A 21,607-nucleotide genomic window follows, 5' to 3' on the forward strand; every position below is an offset into this window, starting at 1 on the left:
ATCACATCGCCAGCACCACCACCAGTCCGACGATCGCCAGCCCCAGGATGACCCCCAGGGTGAGGACGATGAGCCGCCCGTCCTGAATCCTGGACGGACGCTCGTCACCATCGACGCTCCCGGAGACGGGACCGGGCGGGGACGGGGGCACGGTGGGTACGGGGGGCACGGGGGCGGACCGTTCCGGACGGGGCTCGTACCCCCGGGGCAGCCCCCGTGCGGGAGTTGACTCGTACGACCGGGGTGGCTCGTGGGTACGGGACGACTCGTGCGACCGGGACGGCTCGTCGGCGCGGTGCGACTCGTACGACGAGGACTGGTCGTACAGCGACGGCTGTTCGTACGACGAGGACTTGTCGTACGACGAGGGTGCCTCGTAAGACCGTGGCTCCGCGTAGGAACGCGGTTGCTCGTACATCCCGGGCGGCTCGTAGGACCCCAGAGGGGCGTGGTCACGCAGCGCGCGGCCGTCACGGGAGGGGGCGTGGTCGGGAGACGGCTCGTGGACGATCTCCGGCTGTTGCCGGGTACGGTCGCGGCGCTCGGCCCTGAGAAGCGCCAGCCAGACCTCGTCCCGGATCCCCGGGCCGTTCTCCGCCTCCAGGATCTGCTGGACCGCCGCCCGGCCCGTCGCGTCCGGGCCACTGTTCAACTCGGGCAGCAAGGCCGTCAGCCGCCCGCTGACCAGCGAATCGCGTGACGCCTGCGGACGTACGACCCACTGGTAGAGCGCGGCGGCGTTGGCGGCCTGGGTCTCCTCGCTGGGCGCCCGGGTCTCGGACGCCGGCCACCGCCGACCCGCCACGAACAGCTTCCTGTCCAGCACCGCGAAGCACAGGCCCAGCCGCAGCCCCTTGCCCCACTCGCCGTACCGCGCGGCGGTCTCCTTAAGGATCAGCGTGACCGCCGCGTAGTGCAGGCCGCCCTCCCGCAGGACCTGGATCAGATCTCTGTTGGAGCTGACGCGCAGCGTGCGGACGACATTCTTCTGTACGGCGTTCGGTTCCTCCAGAGTGCGCAGCACGGCCACGAGCTTCTCGTAGCCGACCGTCCCGCGCCGCAGGCGGCGGCGGGCGATCAGGCCGACCGACCCGGCGGACGACGGCCACTCGGGAACGACCCGCCGGAGAGCGGGAGGGCTGGACGGCGGAGGTGACACGGACGGCCGCGGAGACGCCACGGACGGGGACGGAGACGGGGACGGGACCCGGGGCGGCGGCTCGGCACGCGGCGGTTCCGACCGGATCGGGTCGGTCCGTACCGGTTCGCCGCGTACGGAGTCACGGCGTACGGGGTCACTGCGTACGGGTTCGCTGTGCACGGGCTCGGTGCGCGGCGGCTCTGCACGTACCGGTTCGCTGCGTACGGGCTCCGTGCGCGGCGGCTCGCTGCGAACCGGCTCCGTGTGCGGTGGCTCGGCACGTGGCGGCTCCGACCAGGACGACTCGGCCCGTACGGAATCTGCTCGTCCAGAGTCCGGCCGTACAGAATCCGGTCGTACAGAATCCGATCTCGCGGAGTCGCCCCGTAAGGACTCGCCCCGAAACGTCTCCCCTCCAGTCGGCTCGTCCCGCACCGGCTCCGGCCGCCCGGATTCCGGCGTGTACAGCCTGCGGGGCCGGCCGCGCAGGCTGTACACGGCCTCCTCCGCCATATCCAGCAGCGCGCCCCCGTCGCGGTGGTGCGACCGGCGGCTCGCGGCGGCCGTCAGCGCCTCCGAGACGCTGAACTCCCCTTCCTCCCCCTGCTCGACCCCGCGCAGATAGTGGTCGACCAGCCAGCCGGCCACCTCCTCCGCCCGGTCCCCCAGCCGCTCCCCGGGGTCCGTCCGGGTCCGCTCGGTGTTCTGCGGCACCGGTCCCGCCCAGCTCCGCACGAAGACGAAGCGGATCGTCCGTTCCTCGATCGTGTCGTGGGTGGCGAACGTCCAGCCGCTGGGAATGAGCCCCCGGAAGATCCCGTACAGCCCCCACAGCACCCGGTGCGCGGCCTCGCCGCCCTGCCGGTCCAGCACGGTGAATTTCTGTCCCGGCCGCCGGAGCACCTCGGCGGCCACCGACTTCAGGGTCTCCTCCAGCGCCGGCAGTCCGAGCACCAGCGCGCGCCGTCCCTCCTCGGCCGACTCCAGCACCGCCGCCGTCCGCACCTGTTCCAGGCCGCCGCGCACCTCGCCGAGCCGCAGCCCGCCGTTCTCCCACGACCAGGCGTGCAGCCCCAGGCAGGTCTCGGCGTCCAGGGTGGCGGACGCCCCGGTCAGCGCGTGGCACACGGTGCTCGGCTGCCCGTCCGGGTCGGGCAGGGCGGCGCGGTGGATCAGCAGGACGCGCCCCTTGCTCTCCAGCCTGATCAGGGCCGGGACCGTCTCGGCGGCCGTGGTGCGCAGCAGCGGCGCGACATGGCGGAAGACGGTCTCGGCCGTGTCCCGGCCGTTCGACCAGGCGACCGGGCCGAACCCGGTGGTGCCCATGCTGTTGTCGGCCTCCCAGCGGAAGACGATCTGGTCCAGCAGCTCCTCATGACGGGCCATCAGGTCCCCACCTCACTCAGATTCGCTCCGGAGAGGAGCCCGCACATGGCGAAGATCGACAACAGCGGTGCCAGGACCCGACGTGGCCTGACACCGTGCGGATAGAGGCCGCCCCGCTCCTGGGCGCCGGTCGCCGCGACGAAGTGCAGCGTGCAGCGCGCGCAGTCGTCGAACGGCTTCAGCCAGGCGGGGCTGCCGTGGTGCGCGGCGAACGCGTACGCGTCGCGGCTCTCCTCGCGGAAGGTCCGCTCGTCCAGCTCCGTCGGCAGGGCCCGGCCGAGCCAGCGGTCGACCGACGGATCGAAGCGGAGGAGATCGCTCTTGTTCAGCGCGACCGCGGCCGGCGCCTCGATGTAGGAGCCGGGCCGCGGCACCCGGTTGAGTACGGTGGTGAACGCCTCGTCCCCCAGGTCCCGTTGCTGGAGCCTGGTCCGCGCGCGCACCGGGTCGAGCGCGGGCAGGCGCAGCGCCCGCAGTGGATCGAGTACGAAGACGAACGCGCCGATGCCCATGAGGAAGCCGGCCACCTCACCGTTTTCCGCGAGGTCCTCGCCCGCGAGGTCGAAGAAGACGACGGGCCGGGTCCCGCCGGGTCCGGTGACCAGCAGTCCGTCGGTGAAGTGGGCGAAGGACGCCTGGCCGGTGCGTTCGAGCACCTTGCCCCGGTGCAGGCGCTGGACCCTCTCCCGCAGGAACTCGCGGTGGGTGTCGGGGTTGAGGGGCAGGCATTTGAGTCCGTACGGTTCGAGGCCGCCCTGCTCGATCTCGCCCAGCATGGCCGCGAGCAGATGGGTCTTTCCCGCCGCCGAGCTGCCCACGAGCGCGATGGTGAGCGGCTCACCGTTGGTGAGATACGGGACGGGCAGGTAGTGCTGCGCCGTCGCGGGCGCGTGCGGGCAGATCTGGTAGGCCTGCCGGAGCGCGTCCTGACGGTGCATCGGACGGTGTTCCGTGCTGAGGTCCAGCGGCTTGGCCACCTTCTTGGAGTCGAGGGTGACCAGCCGGGTGTCGTCGAACGCGACCGGCAGCAGGCAGTGCGGGCAGAGAGTGGGCCGCCGGACCGGCGGCGGGGGCTCGGCGACGGTCTCACGCACGGCGGGCGGGACCGGGGCCGGGGCCGCGCCTCTGCTGAGCCAGGAGCGCAGGCCGCGCCGGGGTGGCGGATACTCGTAGCCCGGCTCGTCCCACGCCTCCCACGCCTGCCGGTCCCAGCCCGTCTCCTCGCGTTTCTTGGCGCGTTGGGCGTCGAACTCCGCGCGTGCCCGGCTGAGCGGATCGGCTCCGGTGGTCGCATGGGCGAGCGGGTCGCCGACATTGAGCAGCCGCATCAACTCGGTCGCGGCGGGGCGCTGTTCGGCAAGCGGGGCGAACACCCCGCCCTCGTGGAGGGCGGCCATCCGGCGGAACTCACCGAGGTCGGCGGGCGGTTCCGATCCGGGGCCCTGGCGGCCTGACAGCAGGAAGTAGACGAGCTGGGCGACGGACCACAGATCGTCGCGGTGGTCGGTGATCCCCACGCCCTGCCGCTGCTCGGGCGATGCCCAGGGGGCGGCGCCGTACGCTTCCCGGGGCTCGCCCGCGCGCAGCGCGCCGTACGGCTCGGCCAGCCGTACGTGGGTCCCGTCCCACCGGACGGTCCCCGGGGAGATCGCCCGGTGCACCAGCCCCACCTCGGCCAGCAGCCTTACGGCGAGTACGAGTTGGGCGATCACCTGTTGCTGTTCGGCGACGGTCAGCGTCCCCCGGCGCCGCTCGATCGGCTCGCCGTCCGGGACGCGGTAGAGGACGAAGGGCTCCGACGCCTCCAGGTCGAAGCCGACCAGGCGGGTGAACACCTCGCCGTACCGCTCGGAGCCGTACCGCCGCTCCACCGCGACACCCGCGCTCACCTGGCGCTCCAGCGACGCGTACGCGGCGGGGTCGCCCTGGGCCGCGAGTGGCAGCCGGTACTGGAGGACGCGCCAGCCTTCGCCGAGTGTCACCGCGCGGGCCAGCAGCGGCGCCGACTCCGGCGCCGGCCGGTCCCCGTGCCACCGCGCGGCGATACGGACGGCTTCGCCGCCGTGTGTGACGAATCCGAGCTCCGGCGGGTCGCCGTGGAGTCCCGCACCGTCATCACCTGCGGGGCCCGAGGCTCCCGCGTCAACTGAGGTCATGATCCTTCCCCTTGATCCCCCCGGACGGTCAGGACGATCTCCCCGCGCAGCGGCACCAGACGCAGTACGCCCGCGTGCCGCCCGCCCGGTGTCCAGACGACGTCCTCGCCCGTGGCATGCCAGCCGTCCTGCGGCAGATCCGCTTCGGTGCCCCGGCGCATCGCCTCCGGGGCGAACCTGATCTGCCGTATCGCCGCCGGGTCCTTGGACAGCATCCGGCGGTGCCCCGCCGCGCACAGCGGCACGGCCTCGTCGGCGTCCGCGCCGCCGTCCGGACCGAGCAGTTGCCCGACCCGGTCGGCGGAGACACCGAGCAACTCGGCGGCCCCCGGGCGCTGTCCGGGATCGCGGGCGAAGCGCGGCGGTGAGGTGGCGCCGTTGCGCAGCAGCCCGGCGTGTTCCTCTTCGAGCACCTCGGTCATGGGTGCGCGCAAGGAGGCCCGGCCTGCCTCCGCCGGATTGTTCTCCACGGTGGCCCAGCGGGTGGCGAGGATGCCCGAGACTCCGTCGGCGAGGTCGCCGAGGAGTGTTCCGGCGAGGGCGGGGCCGCCGTCTCCGCGCTCGCGTTCCAGCCAGGGCGGGTCGGCGGGTGGAGCGGACGGCCAGGAACCCGCTGTCACGTCGTACTCCAGGGCTGTCGCGGTCTGTTCGGGCGGGGCGGTCGACTCGTACCACCGCGCCTCGTCGCCCGCCGGCTCCTCTGCTGCCCGGGTCGGTTCAGCAGCCCAGGTCGGTTCAGCAGCCCGGGTCGGTTCGGCCGGCGTCATGCTTCCGGCCCAGTCGTCGTCGGCGGCGCTGTCGCCCCAGGTCTCCCAGCTCCAGGGCTCGGCCTCGCTCCGGCCCGCGTCCCAGGGCTCCCCGCCGACCGGACCGGCGGCGGGCACGGCCGCCTCGGACTCCCAGGCGCCGATCCCTTCGGGGACGGCGGCACCGAGCCGCTCCTCCGCGGTCTCGGCCAGGTTCCGTACGAGCCGGGCGACCGCGCGGGCGCCGTCCGAGCAGTGGTAGCGGGCGTCGGCGAACAGCCAGTCGTGGACGGCCGTTTCGGCCAGCAGGTCGTCGATGTCCGCGAGAGCACGTGCGGCCCACTCGCCGTCCGTCCGTGACCACCACAGGTCGACGGCCGCCGTCCAGTCACGCAGTACGAGCAGGACCAGGGCGGCGAGGGCCACGCACAGCGCGGTCGCCCCGGCCCAGGGCGGGAGGCCCAGCAACTGCCCGGCCAGACCGCCCAGTACGCCACCCGTCAGGCCGGCGAGCAGCCGGACGCCGGACGGGGTGCTGCCACCGCCGTCCAGTCTGCCGTCGTACGAACGATTGGGCCTGCGCCGCAGCATGAACAGCGTCGCGCCCGCTGCGGCGAGACCGGTCAGCGGCCCCAGCGCCCAGCCGAGCACCGGCCACAGCCCGGCCACGAGGGCCAGCAGGAACACCGGTGCCGCATGGACGAAGAGCGAGCCCTTGAGCGCGAAGCGGACGGGCGAGGCCAGCTCCCGCAGCCGCCGGGGGGAACAGATCTCGTCGAGCCGGGCGAGCCTCGCCGCACTGCCAGCCGGGGCGGACAGATCCGAGAGCGCGCCCAGCCGGGCGGCCACCGAGCGCAGCGGGAGCCCGTACGCGATCAGCCGTTCGGTGTACGTGCGCAGCCCCGGGCCGACCGTGCCGCGCGAGGCCTCGGGGATCTCCGGCAGATCGATGCCCCGTTTGAGCAGGCGGGCGCGCTGCTCCGGACGGAGCCGGTCGCCGCCGCCGTCGCTCAGGGCCCCCGCGATGGTGTCGCGGTAGTCACCGAGTTCGTCGGCGAGCCGCTCCAGCCGTTCGGGCAGGTCGACAGACCGGCTCCTGGGCCGGAACAGGCCGGTGGCGCGGCGTACTTGCTCGTATCCCTCCTCCGCGTCCCGCAGTGCCCGGTCGCAGTCCCGCTGCCGCTTCTCGGCCGGTCCGCCGGGCACCAGCCAGGAGCGGCCCTCCAGGCTTCTGGGCAGCGCGTGCCCGATCAGGGGCGCCAGTTGGGCGGGGACGGCGTCGCCGCTCCCCGAACCGGCGCCCGGTGACCCCTCGGTGACCAGCGCGGGGGTGGAGATCTCCTGGCCGATCAGCTGTTCCAGGGCCTGCCGCCAGGCACGGGTCCTGGCCTCCTCCGTCAGGTCGTGCTCCAGCACCCGGACGGCCGGCACCGCGACGCCGTGCAGGACGTGTTTCAGCTCGCCGAGGACCGCGTCGAAGACCGAGGGCTCCGCGAGGAGTTCGACCAGGGGGCGCAGGGCCTCGTCGGTCTCCGCCTCGGAGGCCCGCGGCGCGTGGCCCTCGTGCGACCCGGGTCCGGGGCCGGCTCCGAGGCCGGCTCCGGGGCTGGCTCCCGGACCAGGTCCGACACCAGGTCCGGCTCCGGCAAAGGCCTCGGGGATCCAGAGCACCCCCGCGGTCGGCGGCCCCAGGGCGAGCGGCCGCAGCAGTTTCCCCTCGTCCTGTCCGTCGACGGCCAGGCACAGCAGCCGGGCGGGTCCATACGAGTAGAGCCGCTCGTACAGGAGTTGATGCGCGGCCAGTTCAGTGGCGTCGTCAAGGACGAGGAAACGCCGGGCCTCGGACGCCCGCGTCCGCGCCAGTGCTTCGGTCACGACGTCCGTAAGGTCGTCACGCTCGGCCGCCGGGTCGCCGCGGTGGCGCAGATCGAGGCAGACCACCCCGGTGGAGTGTCGGTGGTCCCAGATCACGACCGGGTTCCCCCCTGTCCGCCGTCACGCTTGGTCGCGTCGCTCCAATCGCCGTCGCCCCAACCGTTGTCGTCCTCGTCTCCGTCGCCCCAGCCGCCGTCGTCCCTGTTCCTGCGGTCTCTGCGGTCCCTGTCGTCGCTGTCGTCCGTCTGGCCCGTGTTCCTGTCGTCCCTACTCCTGTCGTCCCTGTTCCTGGCGTCCCTGTTCCTGGCGTCCCCGTTGCCTTCGCCCCAACGGCCGTTGTCCCAGGGGTCGGCTCCCTGGGACGGCACGGAGGGCTCACGCGGCTCGAAGGACTCACGCGGATCAAGGGTCTCCTGCGGCTCCGCGTACTCACGTGGCTCCACGTACTCACGCTCACCGGCGGGCCTGCGTACCCCGGAGGACCCGCGCGTCTCTGAAGACCCGGAGGACCCACGTCCCCCTGAAGGCCCGCGCGACCCGCGCGTCCATCGCGGCTCCTGTTCCGCCGAAGGAGCCGCGCGATGGTGACCGTTCGCACGAGGGGCGGCGGCCCCCGGTCCCTGCGTGTGCCGCTGGTCGAGCGCGCGCAGCGTGGGCCGGGTGGGCCGCGACGCTCCCGGGAAACGCAGGTCGAGCGCCCCGTTGAAGGTCTCCTCCCAGAAGTGCCGCAGTGGTACGAGCCACTCCTCGTCCTCCGCGGTGAACTGCCCGGACAACTCGTCGAGCAGCTCCAGTTGGCGCGGCGCCACCTCGTGCACCAGCATCCGGAAGAGCGGATCCGGAGCGGTGGGCGTGGTGGAGAGCCCGGCGGGCTGGGTCCGCATCAGCCGGTCGCAGAAGTCCTCGATGATCTGCCCCTCGTCCAGCAGGGCCCACTGCTCGTACGCCCGCAACAGCCCGGCCCAGCTGGACACGTTGTCGTCGAACGACTCCAGCCGCAGCGTCATCGTGGCGGAATCGCCGTCCTGGAGCCTGATCCGGATCAGATCGGGCGAGGCGGGATCCCCCTGCGTGTCGACCCGGCCGTTCCACATCGCGCTCAGGACGCGGTGCAGGATGCGCCGCCGGTCGTCCTCCGTACTGGCCAGCCAGTCGTCGCGGTAGCCGAGGCGCTGTCTCCAGTGCAGGAAGTCCTCGCCGCCGGACGCGTCGCGCGCCTCCGCCCAGAGCCGCAGCGCCTGCCGGACCTCGGACACATCGGTGAGACTCATCCCGCTGCGGAACAGCACGACCGTGATGGCCTCGGCCTCCACGGCCCGGAACTCCGGCGCGGTGCCCGGATCGCGCGGCAGGTTGAGCTGGTGCTCCAGATACCGGGCGGCCCGGCCGTCGGCCTCGCTCTGCGGGTGCACGATCAGGACCTTCAGCGGGCCGCTGCCGTCGGGCGTGAAGCCGACGGGCAGCAGGCCGGCCAGTTGGGAGCGGAACTGCTCCAGCCAGCGGCTGTCGACGGTGGCCTCCGCGTCCTCGTCCCCGGCCGCCGCGCGCAGCAGTACGCCCAGGGAGGGCAGCAGCGGCCGGTCGTCCAGCACACCTTCCTCACCGAACAGCGCCTTGACGCGCCGCTCGACGACCTGCTTGACCTCCTTGACGGCGGCGCGCGGGGAGCGGCGTACGGCGTCGAGGGCGCGCTGCCAGTCGTCCGGCTGGATCAGCCGGGCGAGCAGTCCGGCGGCGTCCGTGTTCTCGGGCAGGCTCTCGTGCTGGGCCAGCCGGTCGAAGACGTCGTCGTAGAAGGCCGGGAGGTTGTTCTGCGGGGGCAGCAGGTAGGAGACACCGGTGCGGTCCTCCCGGTAGAGCTCCTTGCGGCGCTCGGCGAACAGCTTGCGCTCGTCCTCCTCGTGCGCGCGCAGCGCCCGTACCAGCTCCGCGATCTCCTTCGAACCGCGCACCAGCGGCGGGCGCCAGCGCGACTCGTGGTCCTTCCAGGCGCGGTGCCACTGGCGGTTGGCGCGCCAGCGGTACCAGGCGTCCTGTTCGTCCAGCGCGTCCTGGACGTCGGGGTCGCCCCAGCGGGCCGGGACCATGCCGGCCACACTGCGCCTGATCCGGGGAATCGGCGGGGCGGACGGCTCGACGCCCTCCGGCCGCTCCGGGTCGTTCTTACGGTTGTCGAGCATCCCGGCGAACCCGACCTCGGCCGGCCGCTGCGGGTGTCCGGGCAGCCCGGCCAGCACCCGCTCCAGCCGGAACGGGCCGATCAGGCCCAGCAGTTCGCGCACGCCGCTGCCCGGCCTGAAGTCCTCCACCAGCCTGGGGACCTCCCGGTCCAGCTCCCGGTCGAGCCGGCTCAGCCCGTCCTCCATGTCGCCGAGCCGGTCGCGCAGCGCCTGGCCGATCGCCTTGGTGCCCTTGGGCAGCGGGTCGGGCAGATCCACTTCCGGCGCGTCCCTGTTCCACAGCCGCCCGATACCGGACCGTTCGAACATGTCCCTGACCAGCTCGGTGCCGTTGTCGTCGGCACGCCGGGCGTCCTCGGTCATGCTCCGTACGGCCTGCGCGAGCAGCCGCCCGGCCACGATCTCCGCGAGGTCGTCCACCGGCACCGTCAGGGAGGCCGCCAGGCTGGTGGACATGCCCCGGTACCCGATCCCGGAACGGGACGGGGTGGAGCGCTCCACACTCTTGTTGACGAAGCTCGCGGCGAACGACTGGTGGTCGCCGTCCGTACGGCCCGCGGGGTTCTCGTCCCCCAGCTCCGTGCCGGTCAGGGACATCACCATCGCGGTGATCGACCGGCGCAGGTCCTCCGGCCTGATGCCGGAGGGCCGGCTGAACAGGAACGCGGTCTGTACGGTGGACGGCCGCAGCGCCACGAGGCCCTGCCCCGGATAGCGCACGCCGAGCGAGCCCTGCTGCTCGACATCCCCGAAGTCGGCCTGTGCGTCGGGCACGTTCTGGTCGTCCACCAGCCGGGAGAGATCCACCAGCGCCCGCGCGGAGTTCAGTTCCGCCTCCCGGCCGCCGCCCGCCTCCGGCGGGAACGCCGAGGGCATCACCACCAGCGGATAGATCTTCACCCCGGGCACCTTGGACTTACGGAACTCGTGCCCGATCAGATGCATGAAGTCGTAGAAGATGCCCGCGCCCGTACCGCCCGCCACGGAGAACGCCACGAACACGTCGCAGCCCCGGATCTGCCCTCCGCCCATCTCCCGCAGATCACCGGCCGATTGGCTGATCGTGCCGATCGCCGCGCGCAACTGCCGCAGGACCGGCTCCAGCCCACTGCGCAAGGTGGCGAAGAGCGCGGCCCGGCCGACGGTGGGCAGCTGACCGGCACCGTTGTGCAGCGGCGCCACCCGAGGCTGCCGGTCGTGGGGCGGCAGCCACCCCTTCGTCTCGTCGTGCAGGGCGACCCGCAGCATGCGGGTCACCTCGGGCGAGCTGTCGTAGTTGGCGGGCAGCAGATCGTGGATGACCCGTGAGGTACGGGCGTACGCGGCGGCCTCGGTGCCCTTGGCACTGAGATGCGGCAGCCGCTCCAGCTCCGCCTCGCTGAAGTCGGCGTACACGAACTGGAGGCAGTCCGGAAGCTGGAAAGGGGCACGCCGGCCGTCCGACACCAGCTTGGTGCCGTCCGGACCGCACAACTCCCGGCGCAGATCCCGCTCCAGCTCGGCGCCGATTTTGCCCCCTGTGCCGCCCAGACCGACGAACAGCATGGGCTGGTAGATCTTCATGTCGTCTCCCGTTGGGGCCGCCGCCGACGTGACGACGGCCCGTCGTCACTCAGAAATTCGGGTCGAACGGTCGTGAACCGGCGGTCTGCTCCCCCGTGTTCGGCGGGGAGCCGCCGTCGTCGCTCTGGCGCCGGGCGCGTGGGGGACGGCCGGACGTACCGTCCGAGGTGCGCGGCGAATCCGACTCGCGCCGCCGCTCCCCCCGCTGGTCTCCGCGCCGGTCTTCGCGCTGGTCCCCCCGCCGGTCGTCGTTCCCGGGGCGGACGCGTCCGTCGCTCCGGTCTTCACGCCGGTCCTCACGCCGGTCCGCGCTCCGATCCTCGGGCCGTCCGTCGCCCCGGCCCCGTCCCTCACCGCGTCCATCACGCCGTCCCTCACCGCGCGCGCTCCGTCGTCCGTCACCCCGTCCGTCACGGTCGGACGAGGCCGTACGGCGACCGGTCCGCGAGCGGCTCCGGTCGTCACCGGTCCGGTCCCGACCTCCGTCCCGACCTCCGTCTCGACCGACGTCCCGACCTCCGTCCCGGTCGCGGCGGCCCGGCCGGCCGGCCGTACGCCGGTCGTGAACGACGATCTCCAGCCCGTCGCCCAGAGACGCGGCCTCCCCCGGCCGCAGCGTCCGCTCCCTGCCCTGGTGCGGCCGGAGCAGGAACTCCCCGCCGGAGGTGCGCCGCAGCCGGTGCGTGGCGGCCGCGGCCGGTCCCCCGCGCTGGAGCGAAGGCGCCGCGCCCCGCGACCGGTCCACCACGAAGTGGAAGTCGCCGCCGGGTGTCTGTCCCTGCCGTACGGTCAGCTCGTCGGAACCGACCCCTTCGCCGCGCAACTCCAGCCGTACACCGGCCAGATCGCGCCTGCGCCGCCTCGCCCCGAGCTGTACGACCGTGAACACGGCGAGGGCGAGCAGCACTGCGGCCCCCGCCACGACGGCGCCCCACCACTGCTCCCACCAGGTGGGTACCGGTTCCACCACAACGCCGATGAAGGTGTTGTCCAGGACACGCCCGTCGTCGTCCAGATCGGCGACCGTGACGCGGGCGCCGACCTCGCCTGGAGCGATCTTGGAACCGAGAGTGATGCCGAAACCGACGTTCTTGTCCTCACCAGGCGCCACCTCGACCGTGGCGGGGCTGATCCGCAGCCCGGATCCAGCCGCTTGGTCGGCGAGAGCCAGCCGCAGCCTGCGCGCCTCGTCGCCCGTGTTCTTGATGGCCACGGTGCCCTTCACCACGTCACCGGGGTGCGCGTTCCCCCGCTCGACGGACAGTTCGGCCGTGACCGGCGGCGTACCCGATGTGACGCGCGCGTTCAGCGGCCGGTGATCGCCCGTGACCCCGGGCGCGGTCATCTCGGCCGTCAGCGCCAGATCCCCTGTGGCCGTGTCCGGTACGGTCAGCTTCCCGCTGAACATGACATCCCCGGCACGCGCGTCCGGCGCCTTGCCGTTGTCCGAGAGCGGCACGGTCAACGCGTCGAAGCCGCTGCCGGAGAGCCGGGCGGCGACCTTGATCCCCTTCAGCAGGGCCGGATCGTCGATGACGACCCCGCGCCGGGTCTGCATGCGCACCTCGACCACGGCCTGTTCGCCGGGGCGCGGCGACGTGGGAGTGAGCCGGACGGACGAACGCAACTTGCCTTGCCAGATGGCCCGTACGGCGACCTCCCGGCCTTGGTGCCCTTCCGGTGCCTCCAGATGGACACGCCATGTCCCGGGGCGCGGGTTCTTCACCCGCAGCGCCTCGACCGGACCGTCCTGGCCGGTGACCTCGAAGGTCGACCCGTCGAACGGCCCATGCGTGGGGACCTTCTTGCCGCGCGGGTCGTAGTAGGTCGCGGTCACCTTGGGGTCGTGTTTGCTGACCGTGATGGAGCCGTCGGTGGCGATCTTGGGAATCTTTACTTTCAGATCGGCGGGCGGCTTGCCGACCGACCCCTGGACCACCTGGGCGCAGCGCGCGGCGGCGAAGGTCTTCTGGAGCACCTTGTCGATCTCCGCCGAGCTGTCGAGCACCTGCATGTGCGGGGTGGCGGACGCCAGATAGGAGCAGCCGTTACGGAATCCGCCGGCGGCCATCTCGGTGAGCGCGGCCCGGTCGATCTCGCCGCCGAAACCGAGCGGCCAGATCTGTACGGACTCCTTGCGGGCCCGGCTCAGCTCCTCGGTCAGCTGTTCGGCCGCCTCCTTCTGGCGGCTCGTCGGGTCGGCTCCGTACTGCGGGCTGTCCCGTACGTCGAGCTTGCCGTCGGTGAGCAGGAAGATCACCTTGGGCGTGCCGGGACGGCCCCCCTCCTTCAGCCGGGTCAGCGCCTGGCGCAGGGCGGCCGGGAAGTCGGTGCCCGGCCCCATGGACGTGGAGTCGCGGCGGGACAACTGCTTGACGCAGTCGCTCAGATGCTCCCGTCCGCTCTTGTCGACCACCGTCAGCTCGCACACCTCACGTACTTCTGACTGGCCGTTCTTCTCCGAGCTGCTGAACCCGATGACCGCTGCCCGCGACCGCTCCGAGATCTCCCCCTGGCTGAGCAGCGCGGCGGCCTCCACCTCGCGGGACAGGTCCTTGTCGGAGAGGCTCTTCGACTGGTCGACCAGCACGACGAAGTCGATGGGGTCGGCGCCCTCACTGACGGCCCGGGTGTCGCCCGGCGCCCTGGCGGCGCTGCCGGGGCCCGCGCCCGTCGCCGCGAACGTGCTGACCAGGGCCAGCAGTACGCCGGCCAGCGCCGTCGTGCGCGGAGCGCTTCTCCCGCGCTCCCCACTTACGGGGCGGCTCCGGCTTATGGGGTGCCGCAGGTTTCTCTGGCTTCTCTGGTTACTTCTCATGTGCATCGTCTCTCACCACAACTCGCTCAGCAGGATCAGCACCGCGCCGAGCATCAGCGCGGTGCCGCCCAGGCGCAGCCATCGGTACTTGGCGGCCAGCACGGCGGCGTGCACGGTCGCTTGGGTCAGCAGCCAGCCCACGACGTCCTCGCCGGACGCGGTGAGCCGGGCCCTCAACGCCTCGGACGGGGCGCCGGTCGCGAGATCGCGCAGAAAGGTGGCGTCCGCGCCGATCCGGGTGCGCGGCAGGACCACCGAGATCAGCATCAGCAGTCCGGCCACACAGAGGAGTCCGCCGATGGTCAGAAGGGCCAGCGTCAACGGCGGCAGAGGCTGGGGCAGTCCGTCCTTGGAGAACGTGACGGCACAGAAGGCTATGGCCCCGGAGATCAGTATCGCCGCCTTCGTGTCGGCCCTGGCTATGTCCTCGCGGACCGTCGTGACCAGGCTCTCGGCCACGTACCGGAGATCGCTGGCGCTGGGCTCGGACAGGCCGGCACCCGTGGTCGCTGTGCTCATTCGTCACCCCAGTCGTCGAAGTCGGAGCTCGGCCTGGCGGCGCGCCGTGAGCCGCCCCGCTCGTCCCCGCGGTCGCGATCCTCCTCGCGGTCCCGGCGGTCGTTACGGTCCCGTTCCGCGGCGGACTCGACCCGCGTCGGCCGGTAGACCCGGGGCTCGTCGTCCCACGGGGGCCGCTGGGGCTCGGGGGCCCGGTCCCGATCACGTCCTCGATCCCGATCCCGATCCCGATCCTGATCCCAGTCACGGTCACGGTCCTCGGCACGGCCGCGGCCCCCGCCGCGATCACCGCCCCTCTCCCGGTCCCTGTCCCAGCCACTGTCGCGGTCGCGGTCTCGGTCTCGATCCCGGTCACCGCGGCCGTACCCTCGCCGTTCCCCCGAGCCGGGTCCCTCCTCCAACTCCCGGCGCTGCGGCTGCCCGAGGAGCAACTGGTCCGTGACCCCTCCGATCACCGCTCCACCGCTCTCCCGCAGCATCCGCAACATCTCGTACATCTGGTCACCGACGTCATGGCGTTCGAGATGCCCCGTGTCGAGCAGCCGGTTGAAGAGATTGAGGAAGTCCGCCTGCCCCTCGCGCTTCTCCTCCCGGATCGCGCTGCGGATCTCCCACTCCTTGTCGGGGTTCTTCGCCATGAGGTTGATGATTTCGGCCTCCTCACCCCGGCGGAGCACCGATTCCAGCTCGGCCGCCCGCTCCCGTACCAGCCGGCGTTCCAGTGCCTCCCTGCGCAGGTCCGCCTCCGCCTGTGCCTCGTTCTTGGTCATGTCGAAGTCGATCTCGTCGCGCTCGCTCTTCCGTCTCCTGACGGCGTCGCTCAGATCGATGAACACATGGATCGTGAGGCGCAGACCGAGGTCCCGGCCCAGCTCGATCCGGCCCTTGCGCAGCTCCTCCTGGACCGCTTCGTCGGCCCGCTGCGCGTCGGTCAGCCGGAAACGCCGGGAAACCTGGCGCAATTCGAGGAGGAGTTCGCCGTGCAGCAGTTCGCGCACGTCCCAGACCCGCTTGTCGACGACGGCGTAGGGATCTTCGACCTCCCAGTGGCACTCCACCCGCGCCTCGAAGAACTGCGCGTCGCCCGCGGCGGGCAGGGCCAGGTCGAACGAGGTCACGTTCCGCCCCAGCAGCACCTCGAAGACCGTGAACGGCTGGCGCAGCATCGGCTTGCCGTGGTCCTCGCGGCGGTTCGGCCACACCACGCTGTGCCCACCGTTCGAGTACAGCAGTACGGCGACGATCTGGCCGCTCTCGCGGCGGTAGGGCGGCCGGCGTTCCCGTACCAACGGCCCCACCGGGCTCTCGTTGTACTGCTCGACCCGCGTGTCCAGCGGGTTGTCCCCCGGCCCGCCCGGGTCGCGGGGCTGGAACAGTTCCTCGTCCCGCCCGCGTTGGGCCCTCGGGCGGACCGACTCCTCGTACCGGCCGCGGGACCGGAGCGGGTCCTGAACCCGGCCCTGCTGCTGCCTCGGCGGGGGCTGCTCCTCGTCCCGCTCGCGCGCTTCCCTCGGCCGGAACGGGCCGTTGTCGCGGCCGTCGCGCTCCGGCGACCGGAACGACTCCTCGTCCCGGTCATGCTCATCCCGCGGCCGGAACGAATCCTCATCCCGCCCGCGCCGCTCTCCGTACTGCGGTGACGGACTCATGCCTCGGCTCCTTCTCCCACCGCGTCCCACATCGCGCGGGCGGCGGTCCTGTCCAGTGGTTCGTCGGGGTCCCTGACCAGCCGCGCCAGCAGATGGCGCAGCCGGTCGCGGTCCCTGCGCTCCCGGGCCAGCCGGACCAGGAAGCCGCAGGCGAGGTCCCGTTGCTCCTCGTCACCGGCCACCGCGCGCAGCAGTGCGGCCAGCGCGTCCTGTGTCACCTCACCGGAGCGGGCGGTCGACAGCGCGCGCCGCACCAGGGCCGCCAGCTCCCCGGCCAGCTCGGGCCTGGCCTTCAGCAGGGCGACGACGAGCATCCGGTCGCTCTGCCCTTCGAGTTCGGGCACGTCCTGGAGGCCCCACAGGAAGGTGGTACGTGTCCTGAGCGCCCGGATCACGGCCAGCAACGCCAGGTCGGCGGACTCCCGCCGGCCCACCCTCAGCCAGCCTTCGAGGCGGTGTACAACGGTCGCCGGATCGGGTCCCGCCAGCAGCCGCGTCACACTGAACGAGGCCTCGGACAGCAGGATCGTACGGTCGTCGTCCTCGTCGTCATCGTCCACGCGCACCGATTTGCCCAGTGCGTCGAGCGAGGCGGAGACGGAACCGGCCGCCATCCCGTATCCGTGGGCCAGGACCGCGGTGATCCGCAGTTCGTCGTTGGCGCTGCCCGCCCACCCCTTGAGGATGCTGCGCACGGCCGGCTGTACGGACGGCTCCCGCGAGGCCTCGGCCAGCGCGGTCGCGGCCGACATCCGCTGGACGGGGCTGTCGGCCGTCGCCATGGGGAGGACCAGTTCATCGGCTCCGTAGGCGAGGTCCCAGGAACACAGCACGCCCGCCGCGATGGAGGCCCGTACCCACAGCACGGGCCGCGCGTCGTCGCACAGGGCCCGCAGCCAGCGGACCAGCGGGCCACGGGTGTTGTGGTGTCCGTGCCACACCTCACGCAGTACGGCGGTGGCCAGCGCCTCCCCCTGGAAGTGGATGGCCCGCACCGGTACCTGGGCGTCCCCGAGGTCGAGTTCACCGTCCTTGAGCACGGACCGGGCGGCGACCGGCCGGGCCTCCGCGTGCGTGCCGAACAGCCGGCGGCCCACGGGCGTCCCGGGGTCGAGGGTCACCGCCAGCTCCCAGGCCAGCTGCTCGCCGGCCTCGGCGGTGAGGCTGTAGGGCGAACCGTTGAACACCGCGACGGCGATCCGGAACGCGGAGGCGCTGAGCGTCGGCAGGGCCTCGGGAAGTGTGCCGGGGCGGTCCGCCCCGGCGAACCAGGACCGGGCCTGCGCGCCGACGAAGGTCGAGCAGTCCTCCAGCAACCGCTCCTCCGTCAACTCCCCCTTCTGACGCAGCGCGAGACGGTCGGCGAGCCGCGCGGCCTCGCCCGGACGCAGTTCGTCCAGGCCGAGGGCGGCTTTCACGTCCGGCCGGGCGGCCAGGTCCAGGGCCTCTTCGAGGGCGCTCCGGGGCTCGTCCTTGAGCGCCACCCGGAGGTGACGCAGGAGTACGTCCTCCGAGGGAGGGGGCGGGCAGACCATTCCGTACCGTCCGCGCAGCAGCCGGTCCGCCAGATCACCGCTCTCCACCAGCACCACGCCGAAGGCGTTCGCCGCGACGAGCCGGCTCCTGAAACCGTCGAGATGCAGTTCGGTCAGTGCGGCGCTGCGGACCCGGGTACGGCTGCGGCCGTTGACATGCTCCGTCTCCTGCCATCCGCCGTCGTCGGCCTCGATCTCCAGGAGATGGCCGTGCCCCTCGCTGATCCCGGTGATCTCGTGGACCTTGCTGCTGGGGTCGAGCCGGATCACCCGGTTCTCCGCCAGTTCGGAGAGCAGGGCGAGGGCCGTCGCCGTACGCCCGCTGTTGTGTTCCCCGCACAGCACCAGCAGTCCGCGCTCGCGCAGGTGTTCCTTCATCCGCCGGTAGCCGGCGGCCTCGCAGTAGATGGCGCCGAGCCGCGCCAGTTCCTCGGCGTGGACGGGACCCTGGACCATGACATGGCCACCGGCGACGCCGAACTGGCTGATGAAGGTGGAGCCTTCGAAGTACTGGCCGTCCGCACCGAAGTTGACGGTCCGTCCCGGGTGGCCGGCCGCGAACGTACGGCGGGCGGCGTGCGCGTTACCGGAACCGCCGGTGCCGCCTACGGCCTCAAGCGGGTTGCGCCCCGCGTGGTCGAACGGATTGGCCTCGGGCTGTTCCGGGCTGTCCCCCTGGCCGTCCCCCGACGACTGTGACGGCTTGCTGCCGTGTGACGGTCTGTTGCCCTGGCCCTGTTTACTGCCCTGGCCCTGTTTGCTGCCCTGCGCCGGCTTGTTCGGCTGCGCCGGTTTGGGCTCCTCGTTCGGCGCCTCGGGAGCGGCCGGAGCCTCGTCAAGGTCGCTCATGCGCCGTCACCGGACTCCGTGCCGGTGGTGCGATCGGAACGGTCGGGCAGATCGGAACGGTCGGTTCGATCAGATCGCTCGGATCGATCAGATCGCTCGGTTCCATCAGATCGCTCGGTTCGGCGCTCGGATCCCTTGCTGAATCCGGTGAATCCCCCGTGGATCACGTTGCCCTCGAAGTACTGCAGGTCGCCCTGGGCATTGATCGTCCGTCCGACGCCGGACGACTGCGGATGGTCCCCCGATCCGGGCTCAGGTAACCGTGGGCCGTTCAGTGGGCCTTTCACCGGTCCGGGCTCAGGTGGCGGTGGGCCGTCCCCCAATGTCGGCCCACCGCCGGTCTTGTGCCGCGCCGTGCCCCCCGAAACCGACGGCTCGGAAAGCCGTGGGACAGGAGGCGCGGATAACCGCGGGATGTGGAACCAGGCGGTCTCGTCCGTCTCCTTGAACCGGACATGAGCGCTCCGGTAGTGCTCGGGCTCCACATAACGCCCGCCCTCCGCCACCACATTGGCGTACAGCCAGTCGGACACGACCAGCAGCAGATCCGCGCCGGGCGCGTCCACCATGATCTGCTTGGCGGTGGGGCTGTCACAGAGCCGGCAGGCAAGGTCGACAGCCCTGCCCACCAGCCCTCTGCCGTCGTCGAACACAGGTCCCAGATTCATCCCGACCCGCAGGCGCAGCCGGTCGGCACTGCTCCAGTTGTGCTCACGAAGGCACTGGTACAGGGTCTCCAGCCAGCGTCCGACCATCAGGGTCGGAGGCGTGCCCGGATCGAGAGCGGTGAGGATGCCGTCCCCCCGGTCCTCCTGGTGGATACGGTCCAGCTCGACCCCCACCGAGCCGTACGCCTCGCCGAACGCCCCGTACAGGGCGTCCCGCATGCGCTTCTTGGCTTCCATCCCCAGCGTGCCCGAACCGCAGGCGTCGCCGAATACCACCAGTCTGCTGACTGCTCCCACACTGTTCACCGAGTCCCCCTGTGCCGTGGTGACAGGTCAAGCCTGGCCGCCTGTCACGAGCGGCGATGTAGTCGTTTACACAGTCGGAGGAGTTTTCTCCGGCCGTCCCCCACGCGATGGCTGCGCCGCCTGTCCTTCGGCGAGGAGACGCAGCACCTGTATGTCCGTAACGAGCAGTTGTCGGTTTCCGGTACGCACGACGTCCTGTTCCCGCAGCAGGCGCAGTGCTTTGGCGACGGCTTCCCTGGTGGCACCGATCGCCGCCGCCAGATCGTGCTGGGGCAACGGCAGTTCGACCGACGTGCCCTCGCTGCCGACCCGGCCGACGCGCTCGGTCAGCTCCACCAGCCGCGCGGCGAGACGCTGTAGTACGGAGCTGGAGGCCAGCGAGCGGCGTTCGACGTCGGAACTGCGCAGCCGGGCGCTGAACTGGCGCATGATCAACGAGGTGGCGTGCGGACGAGCGGCGAGAAAGCTACGGAATCGCTCCCCTGACACGACGGTCGCCTCGACCTGGCCGAGTGCGGTCACGGTGGCACTGCGCGGCCCTTGGTCGAAGGCCGCCATGTCACCGATCACCTCACCCGCGCCACGCAGAGCCAGGATGAGGCGGGCGCCCCGGTCGGTGTCGACGGAGACGACGGACCAGCCGGAGCGGAGGGCCAGGACGAAGGTGGTCGTGTCCCGTTCCCTGAGCATCAGTTCGCCCGGCAGGTAGGTACGCCGAGTCCCCAGGGCGAGCAGCGCGGAGCGGTCGTGTGGCGTGAGAGCGTCAAGAAACGAACGATTACGTTCGAAAAGACTCATGCGCCACCCCCGTGCGGCTCATCCCGGCCGGCGAAAGGACCGCCGTCTGTGCGGCGCGTTCCCCCTGTACCAACTCCCCGTTGATCAAGGGATTTTGACGATCCATCACGCGGTGGGGAGAAAACGGTAAGGGCTCGTCACAACCTCGTCAACACGACCATGATGCTCCTCCGGCCCTCCTGTTACCGCCGGAACGGCCGAATCGTCCCTTGTTTTTCGGTGACCTTGACCCACCACCCCGGGCCAGGCGGCACCCCGCAGCCGGAGCGGCGCCGGACGCCCGGAAGAAACAGCAGGTCAGCGGCGGGGACCCAACAGTTCCGATTCCAGCACCAGGACACCGACGACCGTTTCGCGGGCCCACCGGAGCGATTGGCCGTCGGCCAATCTGCCCCGGCCGCCACGCCTGGGAGCGCACGCCCGCAGGCCCCGTACCGCCAGAGCTATCGCTTCTTCACGGAGCTTCGTGGTACAGCGCGTACCACCCAGCGGGGCGAGGTGTGCGGGAGGATGGTGCGCATGGATCAACTCGGTGCCGCGCTGCGGGCGTGGCGGGACCGGCTGGATCCCGCGACGGTGGGCTTCGCACACGGCTCACCCCGTCGGGTCCCCGGTCTGCGACGCGCGGAGCTGGCGACGCTGGCCGGCATCTCGGTCGAGTACGTGGTCCGGCTGGAGCAGGGACGGGTGGCGACGCCTTCGGCGCAGGTCTGCTCGGCCCTGGCTCGCGCCCTGCACCTGTCCGACGACGAGCATGCTCACCTTTTGCGCATGGCAGGTCACGCAGCGGATCCGTGCCGGGTTCCGCGAATGATCCCGGGGAGCCTGTACCGGATCGTGGACCAGCTCGCCGGCAACCCGTTGGCGATCTACGACGCCACCTGGCAGTTGCTGCACTGGAATCCGCTGTTCGCGGCCACGTTCGGCGATCCCACGGTCCACGGTGCGGGAGATCGCAACGTCCTGGTCTGGCAGTTCCTGGGTGAGCTGCCCCGGGTCCGGCAGACGGCGGCCGAGCGGGCGGCGTTCGAGGAGTCCCTCGTCGCCGACCTGCGCGCGACGACGAGCCGGTACCCCGACGATCCCGACCTCGCGGCGTTGCTGTCGAGGCTGAACCTCAGCCCGCGGTTCCGCGAGTTGTGGAACCGCCGAGCGGTGGGCGGTCACCAGAGTGCGCACAAACTCGTCCAGCACCCGGATGTCGGAGACATCGCCATGAACTCCGACATCCTCACCACTCAGGACACGAACCTCCGCCTCGTGGTGTACACGCCGCAGCCAGGCACCGACGCCCGCGGCAAACTCGAATTCCTTGCGGCCATTGGGGTCCAGAGGATGTCTCCGCAGAAGTGAAGGCCCGCGTTCCGCCTCGTCCGGCGGACCAGGCCGCTGGGTGGTACGCGCGGTACCAGGACGTT

11 protein-coding genes are annotated in these 21,607 nt (G+C 71.8%); 1 reads left to right on the forward strand and 10 read right to left on the reverse strand.

What is annotated here, in order from left to right; all coding sequences use genetic code 11:
• Nucleotide 1: 1 nt before the first annotated feature.
• From ACIQD6_RS19715 to ACIQD6_RS19760, 10 genes are all read right to left on the reverse strand, one after another.
• A complete protein-coding gene (locus ACIQD6_RS19715; protein WP_401884191.1) occupies nt 2-2,527 on the reverse strand; it encodes a hypothetical protein in 2,526 nt (841 codons plus the stop codon).
• Nucleotides 2,527-4,683: a hypothetical protein gene (locus tag ACIQD6_RS19720; protein WP_401884192.1), complete on the reverse strand. Its 2,157-nt coding sequence runs from the start codon at nt 4,681-4,683 to the stop codon at nt 2,527-2,529. Before ACIQD6_RS19720 ends, ACIQD6_RS19715 begins: the two co-directional genes overlap by 1 nt.
• Entirely contained in the window at nt 4,680-7,400 is a 2,721-nt protein-coding gene (locus tag ACIQD6_RS19725; protein ID WP_401884194.1) for a hypothetical protein, read from the reverse strand. Before ACIQD6_RS19725 ends, ACIQD6_RS19720 begins: the two co-directional genes overlap by 4 nt.
• Complete coding sequence (locus ACIQD6_RS19730; RefSeq protein ID WP_401884196.1) at nt 7,397-11,047, reverse strand: tubulin-like doman-containing protein; 3,651 nt, start codon at nt 11,045-11,047, stop codon at nt 7,397-7,399. The genes ACIQD6_RS19725 and ACIQD6_RS19730 overlap by 4 nt, the downstream gene beginning before the upstream one ends.
• Before the next feature lie 49 nt (nt 11,048-11,096).
• The gene (locus tag ACIQD6_RS19735) at nt 11,097-13,865 is read right to left on the reverse strand and encodes a VWA domain-containing protein (RefSeq protein WP_401884197.1); all 2,769 of its coding nucleotides are present in this window, start codon (nt 13,863-13,865) and stop codon (nt 11,097-11,099) included.
• A 12-nt stretch (nt 13,866-13,877) separates the two neighbouring features.
• Nucleotides 13,878-14,384, reverse strand: a complete 507-nt coding sequence (locus ACIQD6_RS19740) for a Pycsar system effector family protein (protein WP_401884199.1) — start codon at nt 14,382-14,384, stop codon at nt 13,878-13,880.
• Nucleotides 14,381-16,033, reverse strand: coding sequence for a hypothetical protein (locus ACIQD6_RS19745; protein WP_401884200.1), 1,653 nt, complete (start codon nt 16,031-16,033; stop codon nt 14,381-14,383). The genes ACIQD6_RS19740 and ACIQD6_RS19745 overlap by 4 nt, the downstream gene beginning before the upstream one ends.
• Nucleotides 16,030-18,417, reverse strand: a complete 2,388-nt coding sequence (locus ACIQD6_RS19750; RefSeq protein ID WP_401884202.1) for a hypothetical protein — start codon at nt 18,415-18,417, stop codon at nt 16,030-16,032. Before ACIQD6_RS19750 ends, ACIQD6_RS19745 begins: the two co-directional genes overlap by 4 nt.
• Nucleotides 18,414-19,391: a hypothetical protein gene (locus ACIQD6_RS19755; RefSeq protein WP_401884203.1), complete on the reverse strand. Its 978-nt coding sequence runs from the start codon at nt 19,389-19,391 to the stop codon at nt 18,414-18,416. Before ACIQD6_RS19755 ends, ACIQD6_RS19750 begins: the two co-directional genes overlap by 4 nt.
• Nucleotides 19,392-19,457: 66 nt before the next feature.
• On the reverse strand, nt 19,458-20,189 hold the full coding sequence (locus tag ACIQD6_RS19760; protein ID WP_401884205.1) for a Crp/Fnr family transcriptional regulator: 732 nt from the start codon (nt 20,187-20,189) through the stop codon (nt 19,458-19,460).
• Between the two features lie 519 nt (nt 20,190-20,708).
• On the opposite strand from ACIQD6_RS19760, the gene ACIQD6_RS19765 reads away from it, so the two are divergent.
• The gene (locus ACIQD6_RS19765) at nt 20,709-21,542 is read left to right on the forward strand and encodes a helix-turn-helix transcriptional regulator (protein ID WP_401884207.1); all 834 of its coding nucleotides are present in this window, start codon (nt 20,709-20,711) and stop codon (nt 21,540-21,542) included.
• The last annotated feature ends 65 nt before the right edge of the window (nt 21,543-21,607 follow it).

The organism is Streptomyces sp. NPDC088400, from assembly GCF_044753355.1.
GTDB lineage: Bacteria > Actinomycetota > Actinomycetes > Streptomycetales > Streptomycetaceae > Streptomyces.